Origin of the sequence: Actinoplanes regularis (genome assembly GCF_900188005.1) — a bacterium.
In the GTDB taxonomy this organism is placed as follows: domain Bacteria; phylum Actinomycetota; class Actinomycetes; order Mycobacteriales; family Micromonosporaceae; genus Actinoplanes; species Actinoplanes regularis.
Map to the genome: position 1 here is coordinate 104814 of NZ_FZNR01000021.1, position 24404 is coordinate 129217.

General features: G+C 72.4%; 20 protein-coding genes. 11 read left to right on the forward strand and 9 right to left on the reverse strand.

The window, feature by feature from the left end; all coding sequences use genetic code 11:
- Positions 1-59: 59 nt before the first annotated feature.
- Both CHC09_RS36130 and CHC09_RS36135 read right to left on the reverse strand, forming a co-directional pair.
- On the reverse strand, positions 60-1277 hold the full coding sequence (locus CHC09_RS36130) for a PP2C family protein-serine/threonine phosphatase (RefSeq protein ID WP_089297777.1): 1218 nt from the start codon (positions 1275-1277) through the stop codon (positions 60-62).
- 49 nt (positions 1278-1326) lie between these two features.
- The gene (locus tag CHC09_RS36135; RefSeq protein ID WP_089297778.1) at positions 1327-3711 is read right to left on the reverse strand and encodes a glycoside hydrolase family 3 N-terminal domain-containing protein; all 2385 of its coding nucleotides are present in this window, start codon (positions 3709-3711) and stop codon (positions 1327-1329) included.
- Positions 3712-3980: 269 nt separating this feature from the next.
- On the opposite strand from CHC09_RS36135, the gene CHC09_RS36140 reads away from it, so the two are divergent.
- The 3 genes from CHC09_RS36140 to CHC09_RS36150 are packed head-to-tail and all read left to right on the forward strand — an operon-like array spanning position 3981 to position 7124.
- Positions 3981-5303: an extracellular solute-binding protein gene (locus CHC09_RS36140; RefSeq protein WP_179277423.1), complete on the forward strand. Its 1323-nt coding sequence runs from the start codon at positions 3981-3983 to the stop codon at positions 5301-5303.
- On the forward strand, positions 5300-6226 hold the full coding sequence (locus CHC09_RS36145; RefSeq protein ID WP_089297779.1) for a carbohydrate ABC transporter permease: 927 nt from the start codon (positions 5300-5302) through the stop codon (positions 6224-6226). Before CHC09_RS36140 ends, CHC09_RS36145 begins: the two co-directional genes overlap by 4 nt.
- A 1-nt stretch (position 6227) precedes the next feature.
- The gene (locus tag CHC09_RS36150; RefSeq protein WP_089297780.1) at positions 6228-7124 is read left to right on the forward strand and encodes a carbohydrate ABC transporter permease; all 897 of its coding nucleotides are present in this window, start codon (positions 6228-6230) and stop codon (positions 7122-7124) included.
- Positions 7125-7137: 13 nt separating this feature from the next.
- On the opposite strand, the gene CHC09_RS36155 is transcribed toward CHC09_RS36150, so the two are convergent.
- On the reverse strand, positions 7138-8190 hold the full coding sequence (locus CHC09_RS36155; protein ID WP_089297781.1) for a LacI family DNA-binding transcriptional regulator: 1053 nt from the start codon (positions 8188-8190) through the stop codon (positions 7138-7140).
- Positions 8191-8841: 651 nt separating this feature from the next.
- On the opposite strand from CHC09_RS36155, the gene CHC09_RS36160 reads away from it, so the two are divergent.
- Positions 8842-9228: a contact-dependent growth inhibition system immunity protein gene (locus tag CHC09_RS36160; RefSeq protein ID WP_089297782.1), complete on the forward strand. Its 387-nt coding sequence runs from the start codon at positions 8842-8844 to the stop codon at positions 9226-9228.
- 32 nt (positions 9229-9260) lie between these two features.
- On the opposite strand, the gene CHC09_RS46780 is transcribed toward CHC09_RS36160, so the two are convergent.
- The 3 genes from CHC09_RS46780 to CHC09_RS36170 all read right to left on the reverse strand — a co-directional run bounded on the left by CHC09_RS46780 (position 9261) and on the right by CHC09_RS36170 (position 10053).
- Positions 9261-9410 carry a hypothetical protein gene (locus tag CHC09_RS46780; protein ID WP_179277424.1) on the reverse strand — a complete coding sequence of 50 codons (150 nt, stop codon included), beginning with the start codon at positions 9408-9410 and terminating at the stop codon, positions 9261-9263.
- Between the two features lie 68 nt (positions 9411-9478).
- Positions 9479-9769, reverse strand: coding sequence for a hypothetical protein (locus tag CHC09_RS36165; protein WP_089297783.1), 291 nt, complete (start codon positions 9767-9769; stop codon positions 9479-9481).
- Positions 9770-9810: 41 nt separating this feature from the next.
- Positions 9811-10053 carry a hypothetical protein gene (locus CHC09_RS36170; RefSeq protein WP_239138745.1) on the reverse strand — a complete coding sequence of 81 codons (243 nt, stop codon included), beginning with the start codon at positions 10051-10053 and terminating at the stop codon, positions 9811-9813.
- Positions 10054-10220: 167 nt separating this feature from the next.
- Between CHC09_RS36170 and CHC09_RS36175 the strand changes: the two genes are divergently transcribed.
- Positions 10221-11102, forward strand: a complete 882-nt coding sequence (locus tag CHC09_RS36175) for an LLM class F420-dependent oxidoreductase (protein ID WP_089297785.1) — start codon at positions 10221-10223, stop codon at positions 11100-11102.
- 12 nt (positions 11103-11114) lie between these two features.
- Here CHC09_RS36175 and CHC09_RS36180 read toward each other — a convergent pair whose 3' ends face one another.
- Complete coding sequence (locus tag CHC09_RS36180) at positions 11115-12149, reverse strand: hypothetical protein (RefSeq protein WP_089297786.1); 1035 nt, start codon at positions 12147-12149, stop codon at positions 11115-11117.
- Positions 12150-12526: 377 nt separating this feature from the next.
- Here CHC09_RS36180 and CHC09_RS36185 point away from each other — a divergent pair, with 377 nt between their 5' ends.
- The 4 genes from CHC09_RS36185 (at position 12527) to CHC09_RS36200 (ending at position 20869) form a co-directional block, all read left to right on the forward strand.
- Positions 12527-15448: an FtsX-like permease family protein gene (locus tag CHC09_RS36185; RefSeq protein ID WP_089297787.1), complete on the forward strand. Its 2922-nt coding sequence runs from the start codon at positions 12527-12529 to the stop codon at positions 15446-15448.
- On the forward strand, positions 15445-18447 hold the full coding sequence (locus CHC09_RS36190) for an FtsX-like permease family protein (protein WP_089297788.1): 3003 nt from the start codon (positions 15445-15447) through the stop codon (positions 18445-18447). Before CHC09_RS36185 ends, CHC09_RS36190 begins: the two co-directional genes overlap by 4 nt.
- A gap of 412 nt (positions 18448-18859) precedes the next feature.
- Positions 18860-19819: a P1 family peptidase gene (locus CHC09_RS36195; RefSeq protein ID WP_089297789.1), complete on the forward strand. Its 960-nt coding sequence runs from the start codon at positions 18860-18862 to the stop codon at positions 19817-19819.
- A 42-nt stretch (positions 19820-19861) separates the two neighbouring features.
- The gene (locus CHC09_RS36200; RefSeq protein ID WP_089297790.1) at positions 19862-20869 is read left to right on the forward strand and encodes a TIGR03617 family F420-dependent LLM class oxidoreductase; all 1008 of its coding nucleotides are present in this window, start codon (positions 19862-19864) and stop codon (positions 20867-20869) included.
- Here the strand turns inward: CHC09_RS36200 and CHC09_RS36205 are convergent.
- On the reverse strand, positions 20866-21243 hold the full coding sequence (locus CHC09_RS36205) for a DUF427 domain-containing protein (protein WP_089297791.1): 378 nt from the start codon (positions 21241-21243) through the stop codon (positions 20866-20868). The two genes, CHC09_RS36200 and CHC09_RS36205, sit on opposite strands and share 4 nt — an antisense overlap.
- A gap of 49 nt (positions 21244-21292) precedes the next feature.
- Positions 21293-22156 carry an SDR family oxidoreductase gene (locus CHC09_RS36210; protein WP_089297792.1) on the reverse strand — a complete coding sequence of 288 codons (864 nt, stop codon included), beginning with the start codon at positions 22154-22156 and terminating at the stop codon, positions 21293-21295.
- 113 nt (positions 22157-22269) lie between these two features.
- On the opposite strand from CHC09_RS36210, the gene CHC09_RS36215 reads away from it, so the two are divergent.
- The gene (locus CHC09_RS36215; protein WP_089297793.1) at positions 22270-22677 is read left to right on the forward strand and encodes a winged helix-turn-helix transcriptional regulator; all 408 of its coding nucleotides are present in this window, start codon (positions 22270-22272) and stop codon (positions 22675-22677) included.
- Positions 22678-22782: 105 nt separating this feature from the next.
- A complete protein-coding gene (locus CHC09_RS36220; protein WP_089297794.1) occupies positions 22783-24342 on the forward strand; it encodes a methyl-accepting chemotaxis protein in 1560 nt (519 codons plus the stop codon).
- The last annotated feature ends 62 nt before the right edge of the window (positions 24343-24404 follow it).

The window sequence follows — 24404 nt, forward strand, 5'->3', positions numbered from 1 at the left end:
CAGTGAATGCCGCCCCATCTTTTCCGCTGAATCCGTGGCGAACAAGGGGGTGCAGGCATTTATCCGTGTTCGATCGGGCGCCGGCGCACGGCCAGCACGGCAACGTCGTCGGTGGGCCGCTCGGTGTCCGTCTCCGCCATCACCGTGCCGCAGACGGTCTCCGCGTCGTCCGCCCGGACCAGCCGGGTCAACCGTTCGATACCGAGATCGATCAACTGCTTGCGCCGCTCCACCAGACCGTCGGTGTAACAGAAGAACAGGGCGCCGGGCGGGAACGCGACGGCGTGACTGCGCCGGGGCCGGGGCGTCCGGCCGAGGCCGAGCGGTGGGTCGATCGGGACGTCGACCAGATCGGCCGAGCCGTCCGGGCGGGCCAGCACCGGGCGCAGGTGGCCGGCCGAGGAGAGCACGATCCGGTCCCGCTCGGGGGAGATCATCGCGTAGAGGGCGGTGGTCAGGCTGCCCGCCTCGAAGTGCTGCACCTTCCGGTTCAGCAGGGTGAGCGCCTCGGCCGGGTCGTCGCAGATCAGCGCGTAGGCCCGGAGCGCGCTGCGGACCCGGCCCATCACCACGGCCGAGGCCAGGCCGTGCCCGGAGACGTCGCCGATCACCACGCCCAGCCAGCCGGAGGGGAGCTGGAAGACGTCGTACCAGTCGCCACCGACCCCGAAGGCGTGACCGGGGACGTACCGCGCGGCCATCTCGACGCCGGCGATCTCGGGCAGCCGGGCCGGCAGCAGGCTGCGTTGCAGGGCGAGGGCGGCGGCCTGCTCCAGCTTGTCGGATCGGATCCGGCCGGCGATCGCGGCACGGTCCGCCACCAGCTCCAGCAGCCGTACGTCGTCCGCCCCGAACCGCCGCGGCGTCAGTGTCCCCACGTGCAGCACACCGAGCAGGTCGGTCCCGGCCATGATCGGCACGCCGAGCAGCGACCGGATCCCCATCTCCAGGAGAACCGGGTTGACCACGTTGAGCGGGGTGACCTCGGCCAGGTAGACCGGCTGCCGGGTGGCCGCCACCCGGCCGGCGAAACCGCGCCCGACGGCGACCCGGAACCCGGCCCGCAGCTCCGCCTCCAGCCCCTTGGCCGCGGTGGCGACCAGCTGCTGGGCGTGCTGGTCCAGCAGCAGGATCGCCGCGGTGTCGACGTCGAGCAGGTCCCGCACCCGGTCCAGCAGCTCGTCGAGCAGGTCGGAGACGTCGAGGCGGGACAGCGCGGCATCGGTGACGGCCTCGAGCCGCCGAAGCCGCTCGTCATCATTGAGCCGTCCGCGCACGCTGTCAGCCTAGAGTCCGCTCAGCGGGGGCACCGGAGACCCGCGATCATCATTCGATCGGCCGGACCTCCGCGGGGGTGGTCAGCCGCCGGTCGGCGCCGGCCGGGCGGGTCGGCCCGGTCAGCCGGACGGTCGCCTGGCAGGGCAGGTCACCGGCCGAGGTGCCGACGAGGACCCGGAGCTCCCCGGGCTCCACCACCCGCCGCAGGTCACGGCCGGTGAACGCGGCCCGGTCGGTATGCACCCGGAAGGTGACCTCCGCGCCCGCGCCGGCGGCCAGCTCGACCCGGTGGAAGCCGGCCAGCTGACGTACCGGCCGGGTGACCTGGGCGACCGGGTCGGCGAGGTAGAGCTGCACCACCTCGACGCCGTCGCGCTCGCCGGTGTTGCGCACCCGCGCGGTCACCGTGAACTCGCCGTCGGTCGGCACGGTGCCCGCGCTGACCCGCAACTCGTCCACCTCGAACGTGGTGTACGCCCGGCCGTGGCCGAAGGGGTAGAGCGGCGTCGGATCCAGGTTGCTCACCCCGCTGTGCGTGGCCCCCAGGATCGGCTGCAGATAGGTGCCCGGCTGCCCACCCGGGTGCCGGGGAACCTGCACCGGCAGCTTGCCGCTGGGCTGCACGCGGCCGCTGAGCACGCCGGCGATCGCGGCGCCGCCGGCCTGGCCGGGCATGAACGCCTGGACCAGCCCGGCCGCCCGGCCGTCCAGGTCGCCGAGCGCGTACGGCCGGCCGGAGACCACCACCACGACCAGCGGGGTGCCGGTCGCCAGCAGCTCCTCCAGCAGCTCCGGCTGCACACCGGGCAGCCGCAGGTCCTCGGCGTCGCAACCCTCGCCGGAGGTGCCCTTGCCGAACAGGCCGGCCAGGTCGCCGACGAAGGCCACCGCCAGGTCGGCGCCGCGCGCCGCCTCGACCGCCTCGGTGAACCCGGTGCGGTCGGCACCGTCCACCTCGCACCCGTAGGCGTAGGTGATCTCGTTGGCCGGGAACTCGGCGCGCAGGGCGTCCAGGGCGGTCGGGACGGGAAGGCCCAGACCGAGCTGCGGGTAGCGCGGCAGCACGTGGTTGGGGAAGGCGTAGCAGCCCAGGAAGGTACGGGCGTCGTCGGCGCACGGGCCGATCGCGGCGATCCGGAACGGCTCGGTGACCGGCAGCGCGCTGCCCGGATCGAGCAGCACGATCGAGCGTTCCGCCAGGTCGGCGGCGAGGCCCTGGTTGATTGGCGCGTTCAGGTCGGTGAGCGCCGCCGTGGCCACCGACGCCTCCGGGGTCCAGGCCGGGTCGAGCAGGCCCAACTCGGCCTTCTGGGTGAGCAGGCGGCGGGCGGCGCGGTCGACGTACGCCTCCGGCACCTCGCCGCGGCGCACCCGCTCCACCAGCCCGGCGCCGAACCCGATGGTGTCCGGCAGCTCGACGTCGAGGCCGGCGGCCAGGGCCTGCGCGCCGGCGTCGGCGCTGTCCTCGGCGACACCGTGCATCAGGGCCAGGAACGGGACCGCCCAGTAGTCCGAGACGACCGTGCCGGTGAAGCCCCACTCGTCCCGCAACACCTCGGTGAGCAGCCACGGGTCGGCGCCGGCCGGCACACCGTCGACATCGGAGTACGAGTTCATCACCGAGCGGGCCCCGCCACCGCCCCGCTCCGTCGCGGCGACCGCCGTCTCGAAGGGCGGCAGGATCAGGTCGATCAGCTCGCGCCGGCCCATCGCGACCGGGCCGTGGTTGCGGGCGCCGCGGGACGCGGAGTACCCGGCGAAGTGCTTGAGGGTGGCGATCACGCCGGCGCTCTGCAGGCCCCGTACGTACGCCGAGCCGACCGTCGCGACCAGGTACGGATCCTCGCCGATGGTCTCCTCGACCCGCCCCCACCGGTAGTCGCGGACCACGTCGAGCACCGGCGAGAGGCCCTGGTGCACGCCGAGCGCGGCCATGTCCCGGCCGATCGCGGCGGCCATCCGCTCGATCAGCTCCGGGTCGAAGGTCGCGCCCCAGGCGATCGCGGCCGGGTAGACGGTGGCGCCGAGCGCGGTGAAGCCGGTCAGGCACTCCTCGTGCACCAGGGCCGGGATGCCGAGCCGGGACGCCATCACGACGCGCTGCTGCCGGATCAGCTCGGCGGCGCCCTCGGCGGGGGAGAGCGGGACGCTGCCGTAGACCCGGGTCAGGTGGCCGAGGCCGTGCCGGGCGGCGTCGCGCAGCGGGACCGTGCCGCCGGCCGCGAAGACGTCCTGCATCGGGGCGACGTTGTGCTGCTCCTGCGGGTCGTACCCGTCGTCGTGGCCGGAGTCGCCCATGTCGTTGCCGACCCAGCGGCTGCCCAGCTGCGCGACCTTCTCCTCGAGGGTCATCTCAGCAAGCAGCGCCTCGACGCGCTCGGCGACGGGCAGCGCGGGGTCACGCCACGGCTGGGTCACCTGTTCTGTGGTCAACGTTTCCTCCGAAGGGTTCCCGAAACTTTCGGGTGCCTTGACATGTGGGCGGGTGATCGGAAATGCCCTGCCGACGCTGCCTACTCTCGCGCTCCGAGCACGGTTACGGCAAGGGCCTTGACACCTGTCACAGCGAAACCCTACGTTAACGAAACCTCGCGTTAATTTGCGGCTGTCACTCGAAAGTTCCGGAACTAAGTGACCGCCGTCGCCCATCGCTATATCACCCCCGCGGCTCGCCGCGGCTTGCTTCGAGTACGGAGAAAAGCGTGAAGCGCAGGAACTTTCTGAGTCTCTCCGCGGGTGCCGCCGCGGCTACCGGCCTTGCCGCCTGCGGGAGCTCCGGCCCCGCCGACACCAGCAAGGACAGCGCCGGCGGCGACGCCGCCAGCTACTGGTTCCTCAGCGGCCCGCCCGGTGAGCCGATCCGGCAGGGCGCTGTCGACCGGTTCAACAAGGCGAACGCCGCGAACCAGATCAAGGTCACCACGTTCCAGAACGACACCTACAAGGACAAGCTGAAGACCGCGCTCGGCGCGGGCCAGGCCCCGAGCATGATCTGGGGCTGGGGCGGCGGCGGCCTGAAGAGCTACGTCGACGCCGGCCAGGTCGACGACCTGACCGCCTGGTTCGGCCAGAACGCCGCGGTCAAGGACCGGCTGTTCAAGTCGTCCTTCGGCCCGGCCACGATCGACGGCAAGATCTACGCGATGCCGTGCGAGACCGTGCAGCCGATCATCATGCTGTACAACAAGGAGGCCTTCGAGAAGGCCGGCGTGCAGAACCCGCCGCAGTCCTGGGCGGAGCTCATGTCGCTGGTCCCGAAGTTCAACGAGAAGGGCATCGCGCCGTTCTCGCTGGCCGGCCAGTCCCGGTGGACCAACATGATGTGGCTCGAGTTCCTCTTCGACCGGATCGGCGGCCCCGAGGTCTTCAACGCCGCCTACGCCGGCCAGAAGGACGCCTGGAGCAACCCGGCCGCGATCGACGGTCTCACCAAGATCCAGGAGCTGATCAACGCCAAGGGCTTCGTCAAGGGCTTCTCGTCGGTCACCGCCGACTCGAACGCCGACCAGGCGCTGCTCTACCGCGGCAAGGCCGCGATGATGCTGCACGGCAGCTGGTCGTACGGCATCATCAAGGCCGACGGCGGCAACTTCATCAAGGACGGGAAGCTCGGCTTCTTCAACTTCCCGGCGGTCGACGGCGGCAAGGGCGACCCGACCAACACCGTCGGCAACGCCGGCCAGTACCTGTCGATCTACTCCAAGGCCTCCGAGCACCAGAAGGAGACCGCGAAGAAGTTCTTCGCCAGCCTGCTCGACGACACCGAGCAGCAGGGCTGGATCGAGTCCGGCGGTGTGCCGATCATCCAGGGCTCGAACTCCAAGCTCGCGGCCTCGCCGGACAAGGACTTCCTCAACGCCATCTACGACATCGCCAGCAAGGCGGGCAACTTCGCCCAGTCCTGGGACCAGGCGCTGAGCCCGACCGCGGCCGAGGCCCTGCTGGACAACATCTCCAAGCTGTTCCAGCTGCAGATCTCGCCGAAGCAGTTCGCCGACAACATGAACCAGGTCATCGGCAAATGACGATTGCACCGCCTGTGGTGCGGACCGCTCCGCCCGCCGCTTCCCGCGGCGCGCGGAGCGTCTCCGTCTCCTGGATGGCGTGGCCGGCGCTGTTCGCGTTCACCGTCTTCGGGATCGTGCCGCTCTTCGGCGTACTGGTGCTCAGCTTCAGCTCGTGGAACGGCCTGAGCCCGAACATCCCGTTCACCGGCCTGGACAGCTGGCGGTCCGTGTTGAACGACCCCGACCTGCCGCACGCCCTCTGGGTCACCTTCCTGATCATGGCGCTCTCCTGGCTGGCGCAGACTCCGATCTCGATCCTGCTCGGCGTCTTCATCGCGTCGCACCAGCGGTACCGCAACTGGCTCGCGGTGCTCTACTTCGTCCCGTTGCTGCTGAGCCAGGCCGCCATCGCGATCACCTACAAGGCGCTGCTGGACCCGAACTTCGGGCTCGGCGCCGGTCTCGGCTGGGGCTTCCTCCAGCAGGACTGGCTGGGCGAGAGCAAGCTCGCCGTCGGCGTGGTGATCTTCGTGGTCTCCTGGCAGTGGATCCCCTTCCACTCGCTGATCTACCAGGGCGGCATCCGGCAGATCCCGGCCTCGATGTACGAGGCGGCGGAGATCGACGGGGCGGGCCGGGTCCGCAAGTTCTTCAGCATCACGCTGCCGCAGCTGAAGTACACGATCATCACGTCCTCGACGCTGATGGTGGTCGGCTCGCTGACCTTCTTCGACCTGATCTACGTGCTCACCGCCGGGGGCCCCGGCGACGCCACCCGAGCGCTGGCCGTGGACATGTACCAGCGCGGGTTCAAGGCCAACCTGATGGGCCCGGCCAGCGTGATCGCGGTGATCCTGGTCCTGGTCGGCCTGGGCCTGGCGTTGCTGCTGCGCAGGCTCGGCGGCCGGGACGCGGCCGAGAGCCAGCTGGAAGGAGCCTGAGATGACCACCGCGCTCGACACCCGGAGGCCCGGCCAGACGGCCGAGGTGCCACCGCCGCCGGCCAGCCGGCGACCCAGGATCCTGCAGTACAACTTCCTCGGCGGCCTGACCGGCTGGATCTGGCTGGTGGTGGTGCTGGTACCGATCTACTGGATCGTGATCACCAGCTTCAAGCTGCAGGCCGACTACTACGCCACCAACCCGCTCGTCCCGTCCAGCCCCACGCTGGAGAACTACCGGTTCGTCCTGGAGAACCACTTCGTCCGGTACTTCTTCAACAGCGTGATCGTCACGCTCGGCGCGGTCGTCCCGGCGATCGTGGTGTCCTTCATGGCCGCCTACGCGATCGTGCGTGGCAGCGCCGGGAGCCGGTTCCTGCGCTCGGTGAACGCGATCTTCCTGATGGGCCTGGCGATCCCGCTGCAGGCGGTGATCATCCCGGTCTATCTGATCATCATCAAGCTCCAGATGTACGACACGCTGGGCGCGATCATCCTGCCGTCGATCGCGTTCGCCATCCCGCTGTCGGTGCTCGTGCTCTCCAACTTCGTCCGGGACATCCCGAAGGAGCTCTTCGAGTCGATGCGGATGGACGGCGCCACCGAGTGGGGCACGCTGTGGCGCCTGGCGCTGCCGCTGACCCGTCCCGCCCTGGTGACCGTCACGATCTACCAGGGACTTCAGATCTGGAACGGGTTCCTGCTGCCGCTGATCCTGACCCAGAGCCCGGAGCAGCGCACCCTGCCGCTGGCCCTGAGCGCCTTCCAGGGCCAGTACAACATCAACATCCCGGCCGTGCTGGCCTCGGTGGTGCTGACGACCCTGCCGATCCTCACCCTCTACGTGATCGGCCGGCGGCAGCTGCTGAGCGGTCTGACCGCGGGTTTCGGCAAGTGACGTGGTCTCCTGGTCAGGCCGCCGGCAGCTGTCCGGCGGCCTGACCACGGGTCTCGGCGAGTGACGTCGTGCTCTCCCGCACGATCAGCTTGGTGACCAGTTCCACCCGGGGGGTCTCGATGGACTCGCCGCGCGACAGTCGCAGGACCGTCCGTGCGGCGAGCGCCCCCATCTCCGCCAGCGGCTGACGAATCGTGGTCAGCGGCGGCGACGACCAGCGCGCATCCGGCAGGTCGTCGAAACCGATCACACTCAGATCGTCCGGCACGCGCAGGCCCCGCCGGCGCGCCGCCTCGTAGACCCCGAGCGCCATCTGGTCGCTGGACGCGAAGATCGCGGTCGGCCGGTCCACCCGGTCGAGCAGCCGGCCACCGGCCAGGTAACCCGACTCGTTGTGGAAGTCGCCCTGCTCCAGCAGGTCCGGGTCGACGGGCACGCCGGCCGCCTCCATCGCCGCCCGAAAACCGTCCAGCCGGGCCCGGCTGCACAGCAGATCCTTTGGCCCAGCGATGAATCCGATGCGCCGGTGACCGAGACTGATCAGGTGGTCGGTGGCCGTGCGCCCGCCGGACCAGTTGGTCGCCCCGATGGTCGGCACGTCGGTCGCCGCCCCACCCGCCGGGTCGATGATCACCACCGGCACGCGCAGCCGGTGCAACTCGCTGTGCACCGGCTCGGCCACGTCCGAGGTCACGAAGACAACGCCGTCGGAGGCCCGGGCCCGCAGGTTCTGCAGCCACTGCCGGGTCGCCGTGGTCCGCCGGTGCACCTGGGACACCACGGTCCCGACGCCGGCCGCGTGGGTCACGTCCTCCACGCCGCGGATCAGTTCGAGCGCCCACGGGCTGTCCAGGTCGTTGAAGACCAGGTCGATCAGTCGGGCACGCCCGGAATGCCGAGAGTTGCGGGGCCGGTAGTCGTGCTCGCGGAGCAGCCGCTCGATCAGCTCCCGGGTGTGCGGGGAGACGTCGGTGCGACCGTTGAGCACACGGGAGACGGTCGGGACGGAGACGCCGGCGGCGTCCGCGATCGACGCGATGGTGACCCGCTGCTTGCCGACTGCCATGGATAGCACTCCTTACGGCCGGGGTGCAATGTTCGCAACTTCCGGGCCCGGTAACGGAATCATGCCATGGCTACCAGTGAGTTCAACACGCTGCAAAGGGCCGTTTTGTGTTAACCGGTTAAGCGCTTCCAGCGGTTTTGCCGTGGGAGCGCTTCCGGTTTCAGAGCCGAAACTTACGGAGAGCGCTCCCTGGATCGCGCCGGTCGTGAGACACCGCAGGTCAGCGACGGCACTGCCGATTGCGGCGCCGTCGCGAAGTAGGTGAAAAGCCGCCATGTCCGTTAAGTGAAGCCGCGGTGCCGGACCTCAGGATCGGCAGGCCGCCCGTCGCCCGGCCGTGGCCGTCCGTCAGCCGTGAGTTCGTTGCCTACGCTGTCCGCGTGGCGTTTCGTGTCCGGCTGGGACGACTGCTGGCGCACCGGCGGGCTGATCCGGCGACCGTGGCGCGGGCCGCGAGCCTGCCGGCACCTGAAGTCGAGGCGGTGCTGGCCGGCGACTCCGTCAGTGCCGCGCCGTTACGTCGACCGGCACCCGTCGGCTCGCGACGTTGGCGTAGTACGCCAGACGACTGAACAGCGAGCAATTGTCGCAGGTCCAGCAGTTGGCGGCCTATCTGGCGCGAGTCGGCACAGATGCGAAAAAGGAGTGGCCATGACCGACGTACGAGAGCAGTCCCTGGAAGAGGTCGAGGGCGTCGCCTGGGGCGATGCGCCGGCCGGTGCCACCAGGCTCGTCGCCACGGTTCACGAGCTGCGACGCAAACCGATCGGCATGCTCGAGGTCGAAGATCTGCGGGTGCTGCTCGGCCAGCGAGAAGGTGTGCCGGTTCTGGTGCCACGAGCGCTCGAGATCCTCGAGCACGACCCGCTCGCCGAAGGCGACTACTACCCGGGCGACCTGCTGGCGGCCGTACTGCGCGGGGTCCCGGCGGAATACTGGACGGCTCATCCGGACGAGTCGGCTCGCCTGCGTGCCCTCACCCCCGGACCGGTCACGGGCGGCCGTCGGTACTGCCGATGCTGTTGTTGTCCCCGGTGATCACCGGCCCGCTGGCGGAACCCACCGACCGGTCACCGGGTCACCACATTGCTGCCGGTGATCGTGCCCGCCACGGACCGATCGCCGGACGCGGTGGCCTGGCCCGCCTGCCCGAGCAGGTCCACGATCTCGGTGAGCAGCTCCGGCGACCCGTTCAACGCCTTGCCGACCTTCACCCGCAACGCCGCGTGCGTATCCGGATTCTCGGGATCAGCGACCGCCTCCGCGACCGCGGACTCACCGCGAAGCCTCAGGGCCAGCTGAGAACCTCGCCGGGCAACCTCGTCGACCGCGGCATCCTCGGCCTTCGACCACAGCCGTCCACCCATACGGCGAGATGGAGGCCGGCTCGCCGCTGATCGAGCAGCAGCCAGGCCGCCAACGGATCCAGCACGGTCAGCGAGGTGAAGTACGCCGCGAGCCAGGCGGGCGCCCACGGGTACGGCGGCCACTCTCCGGCGATCTGGGTCATGTGGACGAGCCCGCCGTAGGCGAGAACGAGGGCCTGAGCGGTCACCGCGACGACGACGCCCCGCGGCACGCCCTGCCATCGCGGTCGCCCGGCCGGCCCCATGGCTGCCGTTACAGCAGGGTCGTCAGCAACGTGTCCGGCCCGGCGGTCTCGATGCCGATCTCGAGCTCCTCCCGGACGTCCTCGATCGTGTCGTCGTGGCCCAGCACCTCGGGCACATCGTTGCTGAACTCCAACTGTTCGAGCATGTCGTACGCCTCGCCCAGCGTCGACGCCCCCATCGCGCGGGCCCACCGCAGGGTGTTCTCGGCGGCGGTCGACGGGGCGAACTCCTCATCCCACGGGTTGCTCACCGGTTGAATCTAACGCGCGTGGGGAGGCCGCGATCCACGGCTCAGCAGGATCGCAAGGCATGGCCCCCGAAGAGGATCGCGGCCGGCTGGTTGACACCTGTCACGGAAATGCTACGACCCGGCAGTGGATCGGCGTGATTCGGATCTTCAGCACATAGATTGCTCGTATGAGCATCGAGTTCGGGGTTTTCGTGCCGCAGGGCTGGCGGATGGACCTGGTCGAGATCGAAGATCCGGTGGAGCAGTACGAGGCGATGACCGCGGTCGCCAAGCTCGCGGACGCGGGCCCGTGGGATTCGGTCTGGGTCTACGACCACTTCCACACCACGCCGGAGCCGACGATCAACACCACCTTCGAAGCCTGGACGGTGAGCTCGACGCTGGCGCGGGACACCAGCCGGGTGAAGATCGGGCAGATGGTCGGGTGCAACGGGTACCGGCAACCCTCGCTGTACGCCAAGATCGCGTCCACGGTGGACGTCGCCAGTCACGGGCGGCTCTATGCCGGGCTGGGCGCCGGGTGGTACGAGCACGAGTGGAAGGCGTACGGCTACGAGTGGGCCGACGTGCCGGAGCGGATGCGGGCGTTCCGTGAGGCCGTGGAGATCGTGCACCGGATGTGGACCGAGGAGCGACCGGTCTTCCAGGGCAAGCACTACCGGATCGACGGGCCGATCAACCAGCCGAAGGGCGCCGGGGGTCGCAAGCCGTCGCTCTGGCTCGGCGGCGGTGGCGAGAAGGTGACGCTGAAGCTGGTCGCGAAGTACGCGGACGCCTGCAACGTCGGTGCCGGTGACCCGGCGCTGATCCGGCAGAAGCTGGACGTCCTCCGGAAGCACTGCGACGAGCAGGGCACGGACTACGACCGGATCGTCAAGTCGACCAGCCTGTCCCTGGAGCCGGGGGAGACGACCGCGCGGGTCCGCGAGAAGGTGGAGCGGGTCGCGGAGGCCGGTGCCGATTACGTGATCGTCTACATCCCCCGGGTGGCCTACGACCACGAGCCGCTGCTCGCCATCGCCGAAGAGGTGATCCCGCGGTTCTCCTGACGCCGCCGTGGGTCAGGTGTGGTCGCGGAGCCAGAGGCGCAGGGCCTCCACGGGGTCGCGGGCGGGCGCCGGGGGCGTGGCGGTCAGCAACTCGTCGTCCCTGGCGGGGCGGGCGTTCTCGAGTGCCCTGCGCAGCAGTTCGGGGTCGACGCCCGGGGTCCCGGTGAGTTCGAGGACGGAGTGCGAGCGGTGGACGGCCGCCCGGGACTCGTCGCCGGCGAAGACGCTCGGCTTGTCGCCGAGCAGCAGGTAGTCGGGGTGGGCGCAGCGGGGCGCGCGGCAGCCGCCGGTGACTTCGAAACTGAGCAGGTGGATCCGGCCGCCCGTGGCGGCCGGATCCGTGGGTATGTAGTCGTCGCCGTTCTCGGCCAGCCCGAAGGTCTGGCGGACCGGCTTGTAGCCGGGGATGTTGACGACGAACGTCTGGTCCCGCGTCCAGCCGGCGTGGGCCAGGCGCCGGTCGAGCTCGCTCGGCCCGCTGTCGCGGAAGACCACGAGCCCGGTGCCGGCCAGCACGAGCAGCACCGCCACAGCCGGGATCCGCAGCCACCAGCCGTGCGTCAGCACCGCCGCCACCAGCACCGTCAGGACACCGCCGAGCAGCACGGTCAGCCGTCCGTTGTGCAGCACCGTGAGTTCGTGCGCGGTCGCGATCGCCCGGCCGGTCAGCCACGCGACCGCGCCGCCGGCCGCCACGAGGGCGGTCCAGAGCAGTCGCCGGCGCGGGGTGGTGCCGAGTGGGGTGATCACCGGCGTGGCGCGGACCAGTACGTACAGCGCGGTCATCAGGCTCAGGGAGACCACGGCCAGCATGACGACGGTGGCGGCGGTGAAGGCCCGGCCCCCCAGCTCGAATCCGTGCGTGACACCCTCGAGCGCCAGCGGGCCGAAGCCGCCCAGCAGCCACACCGTCACCAACTGCCAGGCGAGCTGACCTGGGCGGGAGGCGGCCGGATCGGTCCACCGGGGACGCTCGACCGGCACCGGATCCGGTGTGGTGGGTGCGGGATGATCGCTGATCTCGGCACGGTGTCGCGCAGCAGCCATCGACACAGCGTGCACCGTGATCGACGTACGCGCCGCCCCGAACTGTGCCGGATTTCGGACACCGGCGATACCTCGCCGGCGATAAGTTCAAGATCTTAATTTTCCGGTACGACCTACGGGTCCCGTGGCCAGGCTCGAGCCGAGCCCCGTGCCGGTGTCGCGCGAGGCCCGCGCGACCCCGGACCGCCGCCGCGCGTCACGGCGGGGTCGGACCCCTGCCACGACCCCCGCCGCGACCGGTACCGTAACGCGGCCCGGTCGTCGAACACGCCGGATTCGTCGACGGGCAACACGGGGTTCCGTACCGTCGCGCCATCGGCGACAGCCGGCTGACGGCCCTCGGAGCGCACGGCGGAGTTCCAGGGGGTGAGACGGGGATGTTCACAATCCTCTGGGGCGCGATGCGGTCCCGAGCCGCGCAGGCCTTCACACTGGTCGTGCTGACCGCGTTGCCGGCCGCCGTGGCGGCCGCCGCGCCGTGGTACGCGCTGACCGAGACCGCCCGGAGCACCGCGGCCACCGTTGCCGCGGTCCCGTCCGCCCAGCGGACCGTGCTCGTGCACTGGGACGGCAACACCGGCGGGGACCCGGTGTCCGCACTGGCCACCTTCGGCGAGTCGGTGCGGCGGACCCTGCCGATGCCCGGGGCCGGCGGCGTGCTCGGGCTGATCCGGCCGATGAGCACCACCGACCCGGGCGGCGTCGCCGACCACGTCAACGTCGCCTACCGCGACGAGTTCTGCCGGCACGTCCGCTTCGTCTCCGGCGCCTGCCCGGGTGCGACCGGCGACGCGGCGATCACCGTGCCGGTCGCCCAGCGACTCGCCCTGAAGCCCGGCGACCGGATCGGTGTGCAAGCCAACGGCGCGGCCCCGCTCATCCCGATGCGGGTCACCGGGATCTACGAGATCGCCGACCCGGCCGCCGGTTACTGGGCCGACGAGTTGTTCCGGGTGGAGAGCGGCCTCGACCCGATCTACACGGTCCTCGAGACGTTCACCGGCACCCCGCTCGACCGGCCGGTCTTCACCTGGTCCGCCGAGGTCCCGGCGCCGCTGCTGCGCGGCGACGACGGGTACGACCTCGGTGACCGGGTCGCCCGGGCCGGCCCGCTCGGCGAGATCGTCGACCCGACCGGGCCGCTCCGCGCCGACCTGGCGACCGAGAGCGATCGGCTGGCGCGGGCCGTGCTGCTCGCCGCCGTGCCCGCGCTGCTGCTCGGCTGGTACGCGATCAGCCTGGCCGGCCGCTACACCGCCCGGGACCGGCGGCGCGACGCCGCGCTGCTCAAACTGCGCGGCGGCGCCCGCAGGCGGCTGCTCACGCTGCTCTCCGGGCAGCACCTGGCGCCCCTGCTGGCCGGCGGCCTGCTCGGCGCGGCCGCCGGGCTGGCCGCCGCCCGGCTGCTGACCGGACCCGGCCCGCTGGTCACGGCCCTGTGGTCGCTCGTCGCGGTCGCGGTGGTGCTGGTGGTCGCGCTGTTCACCCTGACCGTCGCCGACCTGCTGCTGATCCGTACGCCGGTGGGGTCCCTGCAGCGGGAGGTGCCGCCCGCCCGGGGTGGCCGGGCCGCGCTGCTGGCCGACGTGCTGCTCGTGGCGGTCGCCGCGGGCGCCGTCTACCAGGCCCGCTCGGCCAGCCCGGACGCCGGGGTCGGCGCGCTCGCCCCGATCGCGGTCGCCGTCGCGGTCGCGGTGCTGCTGGCCCGGCTCCTGATCCGGGCCGCCGACCAGGGCGGAAGCGCCGCGCTGCGCGCCGGGCGGCTGCGGCTCGGGCTGACCGCGGTGCGGATCTCCCGGCTGGCCGGCCTGGACCGGGTGTTCGCGCTGCTCGCCATCGCGGTGGCGATGCTTGTCACGACCGCCGGGGAGGCGGTGGCGGACCGGGAGGCGCACACCGTTCGGGCGCAGGCGGAGCTGGGCGCCCCGCGCGTCCTCACCGTGCGCGCGGAGAACTGGACCGCGCTGCGGCACGCCGTCGCCACCGCCGACCCGGGCGGCCGGTACGCGATGGCCGCCGCCGTCGACGGCGCCGCCAACCCGCCGGTGCTCGCCGTGGACACCACCCGGCTCGCCGCGATCGGCGCCTGGCGGCCCGAGTACGGCCCGCGCCCCGCCCCGCCGCCGGCGGCCGATCCGGTTCCGCCGGTCACCGGACACGCGCTGGAGCTGCGGGTCCGTAACGACCGGCCCCGGCCGGCCACCGTCGACGTGATCCTGCGGAACGAGACCACCGGCGCCCGGGTCAAGGTGACCTTCGGGCCGTTCCCGAGCGGCAAGCACACCGTCACCCAGCCACTGCCGGGTTGCGACACCGGCTGCCGGTTGGTGCGCTGGCAGATCCCCGGCCAGCTCGGCCCGGACGGCGTCGCGGTCCCGGAGCCGGTCACCCTGCACTCGCTCACCCAGCGCGACCCGGACGCCGAGCTGCTCGGCGAGGACCGGCTGGCGGACACGACCCGCTGGCGCACCGTCGCCGGTGACGGGGGCCTGGAGCTGGCCGGCGGATCCGACGGCCTGGCCGTGGTGGCCGCGCGGGGCGCGACCCGGTCCGAGAGCGATCGGCTGTACGCCGTGGACACCCCGCTTCCGCTGCCCCTGCTGCTGGCCGGCCCCAAGCCGGTGCCGTGGCGGTTCGGCGAGCCGGGGCTCAACGTGACCGGGGCCGGAGCGGTGCCGGCCCGGGTCGTGGGCACCGTCCCGGCGCTGCCGGTGCTCGGCACGACCGGGCTGCTCACCGACTTCGACGCGTTGCGTCGCCTCGGTGGTGAGGCCAGCCCGCCCGGCGTCACCCAGGTGTGGCTGGCCGCCGACGCCCCGGCCGCGGTCGTGGACCGGCTCGTGGACGCCGGGCTGATCGTGCTCGCCGACCAGACCGCCGCCGGCCGGGCCGGTCGCACCCCGGGCCGTGGCACCGCGCCCGCCGGGACGTTCGCCCTGCTCTGTGCCGTGATCGCGGTGCTCACCGCGGCCGCCGCGGCCTCGGTGGCGGCCTCGGTCGACCGGGCACCGCAGCGGGACGCGGCGACCGCCCTGCGGGTGCAGGGGCTGCCCGCCCGGGCCGTCGCCGCGACCCGCTATCTGGGGCCGTTCGCGCTGGTCGTCGCGGGTGTCGCCGGAGGTGTCCTGGCCGCCCTGGTGGCCCGGCGGGTGGTCGGCGAGCCGGCCTCGTACTTCGCCGACGGATGGCGGCTGCTGCCCCCACCCGAGATCCTCGGGTGGGCACCCCTGCTCGGCTGCGCCGCCGCCGTGCTGCTCCTGCTCTCCACTGTGGCCCTGGCCGAGGGAGCCCGCCGATGATCGCCCTGATCCTGAACATGGTGTGGGCCCGGCGCGGGCCGGCCGTCGTCCTCGCGGTGCTGGCCGCGTTCGCGGTCGCCCCGGCCGTGGCCGCGCCGGCCTACCTGCGGGCCGCCGACCGGGTGGTCGCCGCCGGGCAGGTCGCCGGGGCCGGCCGGGCCGAGCGGGAGGTCAGCATCCGGGCCACCGACCGGGACCACCGTGACGGCGCCGGCGGCTCCACGAGCCCGATCGACCTGTCCACCATCGGTGCCGGGCTCGTCGACCTGCCCGGATTCCGGTACGCCTACTCCGCCGAGTTCCCGGCCGTCGGCCTGGAGACGGACAACCGTTACCGCACCCGGCTGGTGCACCGCCAGGACGTCTGCGCCCACCTCGTCATGGTCACCGGCCGGTGCCTGCTCGGCGAGGGCGACCTGGTGCTCGGGGAGCAGACCGCCGAGCGGCTCAAGGTGCGGGCCGGGCAGTCGGTCAGCCTGACGTACGCCTACTACGACTCCGCGCCGGAATCGCTGGAGTACGTCCCGGACGGCACACCGAAACGGTTCTTCGTCGCCGGGACGTACCGGGTGCCGGACCAGGGCGAGGCCTACTGGGGCGCGCACGGCTACTTCGCGCCGGAGGAGTCCGCCGCCGGCAGCCGGCCCGGCGAGCCCGCCTTCACCGCACAGACCACCCTCACCCTGATGGACCGCGGCAACGTCGAGATCGGCGTGGACGGCTACGCCGGCCCCGGCGCCCTGGACGTCGACCGCCTGCCCGCGCTCCGCGACGCCCTCGCCCGGCTGCAAGCCGGCCTCACCGACCTGGGCGCCGGGACGGATGGCGCGCCGCTGCAGCTGACGACCGAGATCCCGCGGCTGATGGCCCGCATCGACGAGGGGCACACCACCGCCCGCCGGATCGTGCCGGTGCCCGCGATCGCCCTGGTCGTCCTGGCCTGCCTGGCCATCCTGCTTGCGGTCGCCGCCGGCGCCGAGGCCCGCCGGCCGGAGACCGCGGTGATCGCGCTGCGCGGCGCCCGCCGGTCGCACCGCTGGTGGCTGGCGACCGGGGAGAGCCTGGTCGCGGTGCTGGCCGGCACGGTCGTCGGAGCCCTGGCCGGGCAGGTCCTGGTCGACGCCGTGGTGGCGGTCCGCTGGCCCGGGGTGGGCGCCGACCCGCACCCCGCCTCACTGAAGTACGCCCCGATCGCCGCGGCCGCCGCGATCCTGGCCGTGCTGGTGGCTCAGGGTGCGCCGCTGCTGCGCCCGGTCAGCGAGCTGCTGCGCCGCGCCCCGGCGCCCGGCCGCTGGGCCGGGATCACCGTCGACCTGCTGATCGCCGCGCTCGCGGCCGGTGCCGTGGCGCAGCTCGCGCTGGGCGGCGGCGACCTGGCCGGGGTCGGCCCGGCCGCCCCGGCCCTGGTCATGCTGGCCCTCTCGCTGCTGGTGGCGCGGGCCCTGCGGCCGCTCGCCGCCCGCCTCGGGCACCGCGCCCTGCGCCGGGGCCGGCTCGGTCCCGGCCTGACCGGACTCCTGCTGTCCCGCCGCGCGGCCACCGGCCGGGTGTTCGCGCTGCTGGTCACGGCGGTCGCGGTGAGCTCCTACCTGGTCGCCGCCGCGGACGTGGCGGCCCGGGGCCGGCGGGTGGAGGCCGACCTGGGCGTCGGCGCCGACCGGGTGCTGTCGGTCGGCTCGATCAGCCGCAACCAGCTGCTGGCCGCGGTCCGGGAGATCGATCCGGAGAAGCGGTTCGCGATGGCCGCGGTCGTCGTCGGCCAGCACCCCGGCGAGCCGCCGCTGCTGGCGGTGGACACCTCCCGGCTGGCGGCGGTGGCCAATCGGCCCGGCGGCGCCGACCCGGACACGATCGCCGCCGCGCTGCTGCCCGGGGCGCCCGAGCCGGTGGAGGCGCCGGGCGGGAGGAACCTCACCCTGGAGCTGACCGCCACCGGCTTCGCGCCGGGCCGCCGGGTCAGCATGGAAGCGGTGCTGACCCCGAAGGACGGCCACGGGCCCGACGTGGTGGCGGTGCTGGGCGTCCTCGACCCGGGGCGCAACACCTACGAATACCCGGCGGAGCGGTGCGCCGGTGGCTGCCGGTTGAACGCCCTGCACATCTCCGGGGCCAACACGCTCGGCGTGCACGGTGTGATCACCGTGCACGGGCTGGGCAGCGCCGATCCGGTGCGGTGGCGGGCCTCCGAGGGCGGCAGGCTGAGCGCGGCGCCGGACGGGCTGCGGATCGAGGTCACCAATCTGGACGGTGTGCCGGAGGGGCTGCTGATTCAGCCGGTGGACACGCCGTGGCCGATGCCGGTCGTGGCGACCGGGACGTTCGTGCCGGGCTCGGTGACCGGTCTCGACTACCGCCGGGTGCCGGTCACGATCGCCGGGCGGCTGCCCGCGATCCCGCGGCTCGGCGCGCCGGGCCTGCTGGTCGACCTGGAGTACGCCGACCGGGTCTCCACCGACGGCGAGCCCACGACGACCGGCCAGGTCTGGCTCTCCCGGCAGGCGCCGCCCGACGTGCTGGACCGCCTCGCCGCCCACGGCGTGGAGGTCACCGGTGACCTGCGGGCGGCGCAGATCTCCGCTCGGCTGGGCCGGCAGGGGCCGGCCGTGGCGCTCGGCTACGCCGTGCTGGTCGCCGTGCTGGTCGCGCTGCTCGCCGCCGGGGTGCTGGTGCTGACCGCGGCGGCCGGCCGGGATCGGCAGGCGGAGGACCTGTCCGCCCTGCGCGTGCAGGGCCTGAGCCGCTCCGCGGTCCGCCGGGCGGCGCTGTGGGCCCACCCGCTCCTGGTGGCGGCGGCGGTGCCGGCCGGTCTGGTGATCGCCCTGGTCGGCTGGGCGGCGACCGGGTGGGCGCTGCCGCTCTCCGGGCTGAACCCGCCCCCGCTGCCGCTTCCGTCCTGGCCGGGGCCGGGCAGCCTGCTGCTGGTCGCGGTCGCGCTCGCGGTCCTGCTCGGCGGCACCGCCCTGCTCACCGGCCGCCGGACCCTCCGCGAAGTCCCCTGACCCGGCCCGGTCCCGCCGCCGGTCGAGGCCCAGCGTGCTCGGCTGGTTCTCATGGTCGTGACAGCTGCCGGGATACGACTCTGGAAGCCGGCCGACGGTGACCCGCGACGGCCCCGACATCACTGTGGAAGGCAGCTGACGGTGACCTGTGACGGCCCGACATCTGTGGAAGGCAGCCGACGGTGACCCTTGACGGCCCCAAGCGGGCTGAGCGGTGACCCGCGGCGGCCGGGATCGCGCGGCCGGGTCGCTGTCGTGCGGATGCCGCGCGAGATCCGCACGGGGCGTGGCCCGCGAGGGCTGGAGGCGGGACTCCATCGGTCGTATCGGATGAAGGGGTTGAAATGGGGTTTCTTGAAGGGTTGAAGCAGGGTTCCTGAGAGGACGGTCGGGCGCGCTATAGCCTTGCCGGATGGGGGATCCGCAGCTGCTCTCCGCGTATGCGGGGAACTGGACCGGGGACGGGACCGGCGTCACGGTGATCCTGCCGCCGCCGGGCACGGTCGGCTCCGGTGAGGTGCGCGGCGGCGCGCCGGCCACCCGCGAGTTCGACCTGTTGCATCCGGTGCGGACGGTCGACCGGGTGGACGCGGTGGTGCTCTCCGGCGGGTCGGCGTTCGGGCTGGCCGCGGCGGACGGCGTGATGGGCGTGCTCCGGGAGCGCGGCCTCGGCTACCCGACGGAGTATGGTCCGGTTCCGATCGTCGTCGGCATGTCGATCTTCGACACCTCGGTGGCGGGGACGCCACCGTCGTCCGCGGCCGGGCGCGACGCCGCGCTCGCCGCCCTGCGCGGCGAGGAGTTCCTGGTGGGTACGGCCGGAGCCGGCGCCGGCGCGCGCACCGGCAAGTGGCGGGGCCGCTCGGACCCGGGCGGCCTGGGCCGTGCCGACGGGCGGGCCGGTCCGGCCCGGGTGACCGCGCTGGCCGTCGTCAACGCCTGGGGCGACGTGCTCGGCCCGGACGGCCGCCTGGTCTTCGGCGGCGATCCGGCCGATCAGCCCGGCGCCCGGTTCGGGCGGGACAGCACCGATCAGCCTGGCGCCCGGTTCGGGCAGGACGGCACCAGTCAGCCCGGCGCCCGGTTCGGGCCGGGCGGCACCGATCAGCCCGGCGCCCGGTTCGGGCGGGAGAACACCACGATCGCCGTGCTGCTCACCGACGCCCGATTGAGCAAGTCCGACTGCCACCTTCTCGCCCAGAGCGGCCACGACGGCTTCGCCCGCGCCCTGCATCCGGCCCACTCCCGCCACGACGGGGACGCCGTGGTCGCCCTGGCCACCGGGGAGGTGACCGTGGAGGTGGACCTGGACCTGCTCCGCGCGGTCGCCACCGATGTGATGGCACGGGCGATCCGGGCGGCGGTTTCCTGACCCCGCACACCTGACCGGGTGCGCTGGTGCTATCACTGTGTGATGTTGGTTGACTTCACCGCGCCCGTCGCCGCGTCCCCCGCCGAGGCGGAGGCCGCGGCGGTCTCGGCGGAGCAGGTCGGTTACGACGGTTTCGGCGCGGCCGAGACCCGGCACGACGTCTTCACCACGCTCACCCTGGTGGCCCGGGCCACCACGCGGATCTCGCTGCAGTCCGGGATCGCGGTGGCGTTCGCCCGCAATCCGATGAACGTGGCGGTGCTCGCCAACGACCTGCGGCTGATCTCCGAGGGCCGGTTCCGGCTCGGCCTGGGCTCACAGGTGAAGCCGCACATCGAGCGGCGCTTCTCGATGCCGTGGAGCCGTCCGGCCGCGCGGATGGAGGAGTTCGTCGCCGCGCTGCGGGCGATCTGGCACGCGTGGGCCACCGGTGAGCGGCTGATGTTCCGCGGTGAGTTCTACAAGCACACGCTGATGACCGACTTCTTCGACCCGGGGCCGAACCCGCACGGCAACCCGCCGGTGGAGCTGGCCGCGGTGGGGGAGCGGATGACGGCGGTGGCCGGCCGGGTCGCCGACGGGCTCCTCGTCCACCCGTTGACCAGCGTCGCCTACCTGTCGGAGCGGATCCTGCCGGCGCTGCGCGAGGCGCGGGGCGGTTCGCTCGACGGCTTCGGCCTGAGCCTGTCGGCGATGGTCGTGCTCGGCGCCGACGAGGCGCAGCGGGCCGCGGCCGAGGAGGCCGTCCGCCGGCAGCTGGCCTTCTACGCCTCCACCCCGTCGTACCGTCCGGTGCTCGAGACGCACGGCTGGGGTGACCTCGCGGACCGGCTCAACCTGCTGTCGCGGCGGCAGGACTGGGCCGCGATGGGGGCGGAGATCACCGACGAGATGCTGGACGCGTTCGCGGTCGCCGGCGATCCGGCCACGGTCGCGGCGGGGCTCAGAGCCCGCTTCGGTACGACCATCGACCGCATTTCGCTGTACACACCGTACGAAGCGGACCGCTACCAGTTGGCGGCGGTCCGCACCGCGTTGCGTACGGCCTAGTTCCCGATCGTGATGCTCTCCACGCGGTCGGGGTAGAACGCGACGTGGTCCTTGATCTGGGCGACCGCGTCGTAGGGTTCCTGGTACTCCCAGACCGCGTCGACCGTCCGCTTCCCGTCGACCGTGATCGAGTAGTAGCCGGCGTCGCCCTTGTACGGGCAGTAGCTCCGTGTCCCGCTGCGTTCCAGCAGCGACCGGTCGACGTCGGCGAGCGGCACGTACTGCACCGCCGGGTAGGTCGCCTCACGCAGGCTGAGCGCGTTCTGCGTGTCGGCCACCACCCGGCCGGCGACGGTGACCAGGACCCGCTGGCCGGTCGCCGTGATGGTGATCGGATGGTCCGGTCCGGGCTGTTTGCGCGGCTTGTCGCTCATCGAGATCCCTCCTGCCTCGAAACTACTACCGTGATCGACGTGGGGCCGGTCAGACCTTGAGGGCGTCCGCGACCGCGTCGGCAAGTGACGTGGTCGGCCGGCCGATCAGATCGCGCAGGTCGGTGCCCGCGTCGTCGAGCGCGCCGCTCTCCCGGACGTGCACGTCGGTGTCCGCGAGGATCTCGGCGAAGCCGCGCGGCATGCCCGCCCCGGCGAGGATCTCCACGAGCTGCCCGGCCGGCACGTCGTTGTACCCGATCTCGGTGCCCAGCTGCCGGCTCACCTCGGCGGCCAGCTCGGCCATCGTGAACGGCTGGTCGCCGCCGAGCTCGTAGACCGGCCGCACGTCCGTGGCGAGCAGCGCCGCGGCCGCCGCCTCCGCGTAGTCGAGCCGCGTCGCGCCCGCGATCCGCCCCTCGCCGGCGCTGCCCAGGAACGCCCCGGTCGCCCTCACCGCCGGGAGCTGGGCCGTGTAGTTCTCGAAGTACCAGCCGTTGCGCAGGAACGTGTGCGGCAGGCCGGACGCGGCCAGCAGCTCCTCGGTCGCCTTGTGGTCGGCGGCCAGCAGGATCGGCGTGGTGGCGGCCCGCAGGACGCTGGTGTACGCCACGAACCCGACCCCGGCCGCCTTCGCGGCCTCGATCACCGCGGTGTGCTGGGCGAGCCGGCTTCCCGGCGTGCTGCTGGAGATCAGCAGCAGCTTGTCGACGCCGGCGAACGCCGCGGTCAGGGTCTCCGGCCGGTCGTAGTCGGCCTCCCGCACCTGCACGCCCCGGGTGAGCAGGCCGGCCGCCTTCTCCGGGCTGCGCACCGCGGCGACGATCGATCCCGGCTCGACGCCGCGGCTGATCAGGGCCTCGACGACGAGACGACCGAGGTGTCCGGTGGCGCCGGTGACAGCGATGGTGGTCATGGGGAGCTCCTTGGAGGGGGTGGCAAGTACTGCACTGAAGAATGCACTAACTTTTCGAAAGTGCCAACCCTGGGTGTGCGCCCTCACGAAGGAAAGCTGGGTATTCTCGGGGCATGACCGAGGAGCACGTGACCGAGCCCGCCGACGACCTGATCGCCAGCGTCTTCGCCCGGGACTGCGCCTCCCGGCACGTGATGGGCGACGTCACCGGCCGCTGGGGTGGTCTCGCCCTCGCCGCCCTGCACGACGGCGCCTACCGCTTCAACGCGCTGCGCCGCCGCGTCGACGGCGTGAGCGAGAAGATGCTGGCCCAGACCCTGCAGGCGCTGGAGCGCGACGGGCTGGTCCGGCGCGAGGTGCAGGCCACCATCCCGCCGAGGGTGGAGTACAGCCTGACCCCGCTCGGTGAGCGGGTCGCGGCGAAGCTGAAGGAGCTGATCGAGCTCCTGGAGTCGGAGATCGGCCAGGTGCTGGCCGCGCAGCGGGACTACGACCGCGAGCACGCCGCCGGCGTGCGCTGACCGGGCCGGTCTTACAAGAACCGATAAGTGTTCGGCGGGCTCTTGCTCAGTTGCACTCCCACCCGGTCGAAAAGTGTGGGCAAGTCGACGAACCTGGGGGCAAGGATGCTCGGTCTTGAGAATATCGGCCTGGCCAAGCGGCTGGGTGTCATCGTGGCAGCCGGCGCCGTCGCGCTCGGCGGCGTCGGCGCCATCGCTCTGATCGGGCAGAGCCGGATCGCCGGCCAGGGCGATCAGGTGAGCCGGCTGCAGTGCGGCCTGGCCGCGCTCAACCACCTGAACAACCGGCAGAGCGAGCTGAAGGTGGACGCGAACCGGGCGGCGCTCGGCGACGACGTCCGGCAGGACGTCAAGGACGACGTGCAGTCCTCGGTCGAGGCCAGCGAGGCCGTCAACGCCTGCGGCCTGCCGAGCGCGATCGCCGACGAGTTCAAGAGCTACGCCCCGGACTTCACGGCCTTCAACACCTTCATCTCGGACTTCGTCGCGGCCGGAGTGGCCGACCCGGCGTCGGTGCGCGACCGGACCGGCGAGATCTCCGAGATGAACAACAAGACCGACGACGAGCTGGACTCGCTCACCGAGGCGGTGACCAAGCAGGTCGCCGAGCAGGAGGCCGCGCGGGACAGCACGATCAGGTCGACCCGCTGGCTCATGATCGGTGTCGCCCTGGCCGGGCTCGTCCTGCTGATCGGCATGGCCATCCCGCTGGTCCGCTCGATCCTCGGCCCGATCTCCCGGATCGGCCGGGTGATCGAGGCGCTCGACCGCGGTGACCTCACCCAGCGCAGCGACATCACCGCCCGCGACGAGCTGGGCGCCATGGCCCAGGGCCTGGACCGGACGCTGGACAAGCTGCGCGACTCGATGACCACCATCGCCAAGGACTCCGAGGCGCTGGCCACCGCGTCGACCGAGCTCGCCGAGGTCTCCGGCGAGATCGCCGTCGCGGTCGACGACACCGACCGGCAGAGCTCCTCGGCCGCGACCGAGGCCGACGAGATCTCCCGCAACGTGCAGAGCGTGGCGGCCGGCTCCGAGGAGATGGGCCTGTCGATCCGGGAGATCTCCCTGAACGCGGCCGAGGCCGCCAAGGTCGCCTCGGTCGCGGTCTCCGAGGCCGCCCGCGCCACCGAGACGATCCGCCAGCTCGGCGACTCGTCCGCCGAGATCGGCAACGTGATCAAGCTGATCACCAGCATCGCCGAGCAGACCAACCTGCTCGCCCTGAACGCCACCATCGAGGCCGCCCGGGCCGGCGACGCCGGCAAGGGGTTCGCCGTGGTCGCCAGCGAGGTCAAGGACCTGGCCCAGGAGACCGCCCGCGCCACCGAGGACATCGGCGCCCGGGTCAACGCCATCCAGCAGGACACCAGCGGCGCGGTCGAGGTGATCAACCGGATCTCCGAGGTCATCGCGCAGATCAACGACTTCCAGACGACCATCGCCTCGGCGGTGGAGGAGCAGACCGCCACCACCGGCGAGATGAGCCGCAGCATCAGCGAGGTGGCCGCCGGCTCCAGCCGGATCGCCGCGAACATCAGCGACGTCTCGTCGGCCAGCCAGTCCACGGTCAGCGGGGTCAGTGGGGTCCGGATGGCCAGCGAGGAGGTCTCCCGGACCGCCGAGGAGCTGCGGACCCTGGTCAGCGCGTTCAAGTTCTGAGCCGGTGAACGGAGGGGCCGGCCCCCTCCGTTCACTCCGTCACCGCGTCGAACCCGGGTACC

Bases quoted from the DNA above. Each gene is read 5' to 3' on its own strand.
- CHC09_RS36190 (WP_089297788.1), top strand. From the start codon at position 15,445: ATGATCGCCCTGATCCTGAACATGGTGTGGGCCCGGCGCGGGCCGGCC.
- CHC09_RS36150 (WP_089297780.1), top strand. From the start codon at position 6,228: ATGACCACCGCGCTCGACACCCGGAGGCCCGGCCAGACGGCCGAGGTG.
- CHC09_RS36155 (WP_089297781.1), bottom strand. From the start codon at position 8,190: ATGGCAGTCGGCAAGCAGCGGGTCACCATCGCGTCGATCGCGGACGCC.
- CHC09_RS36205 (WP_089297791.1), bottom strand. From the start codon at position 21,243: ATGAGCGACAAGCCGCGCAAACAGCCCGGACCGGACCATCCGATCACC.
- CHC09_RS36180 (WP_089297786.1), bottom strand. From the start codon at position 12,149: ATGGCTGCTGCGCGACACCGTGCCGAGATCAGCGATCATCCCGCACCC.
- CHC09_RS36220 (WP_089297794.1), top strand. From the start codon at position 22,783: ATGCTCGGTCTTGAGAATATCGGCCTGGCCAAGCGGCTGGGTGTCATC.
- CHC09_RS36185 (WP_089297787.1), top strand. From the start codon at position 12,527: ATGTTCACAATCCTCTGGGGCGCGATGCGGTCCCGAGCCGCGCAGGCC.
- CHC09_RS36195 (WP_089297789.1), top strand. From the start codon at position 18,860: ATGGGGGATCCGCAGCTGCTCTCCGCGTATGCGGGGAACTGGACCGGG.
- CHC09_RS36175 (WP_089297785.1), top strand. From the start codon at position 10,221: ATGAGCATCGAGTTCGGGGTTTTCGTGCCGCAGGGCTGGCGGATGGAC.
- CHC09_RS36160 (WP_089297782.1), top strand. From the start codon at position 8,842: ATGACCGACGTACGAGAGCAGTCCCTGGAAGAGGTCGAGGGCGTCGCC.
- CHC09_RS36200 (WP_089297790.1), top strand. From the start codon at position 19,862: ATGTTGGTTGACTTCACCGCGCCCGTCGCCGCGTCCCCCGCCGAGGCG.
- CHC09_RS36145 (WP_089297779.1), top strand. From the start codon at position 5,300: ATGACGATTGCACCGCCTGTGGTGCGGACCGCTCCGCCCGCCGCTTCC.
- CHC09_RS36215 (WP_089297793.1), top strand. From the start codon at position 22,270: ATGACCGAGGAGCACGTGACCGAGCCCGCCGACGACCTGATCGCCAGC.
- CHC09_RS36210 (WP_089297792.1), bottom strand. From the start codon at position 22,156: ATGACCACCATCGCTGTCACCGGCGCCACCGGACACCTCGGTCGTCTC.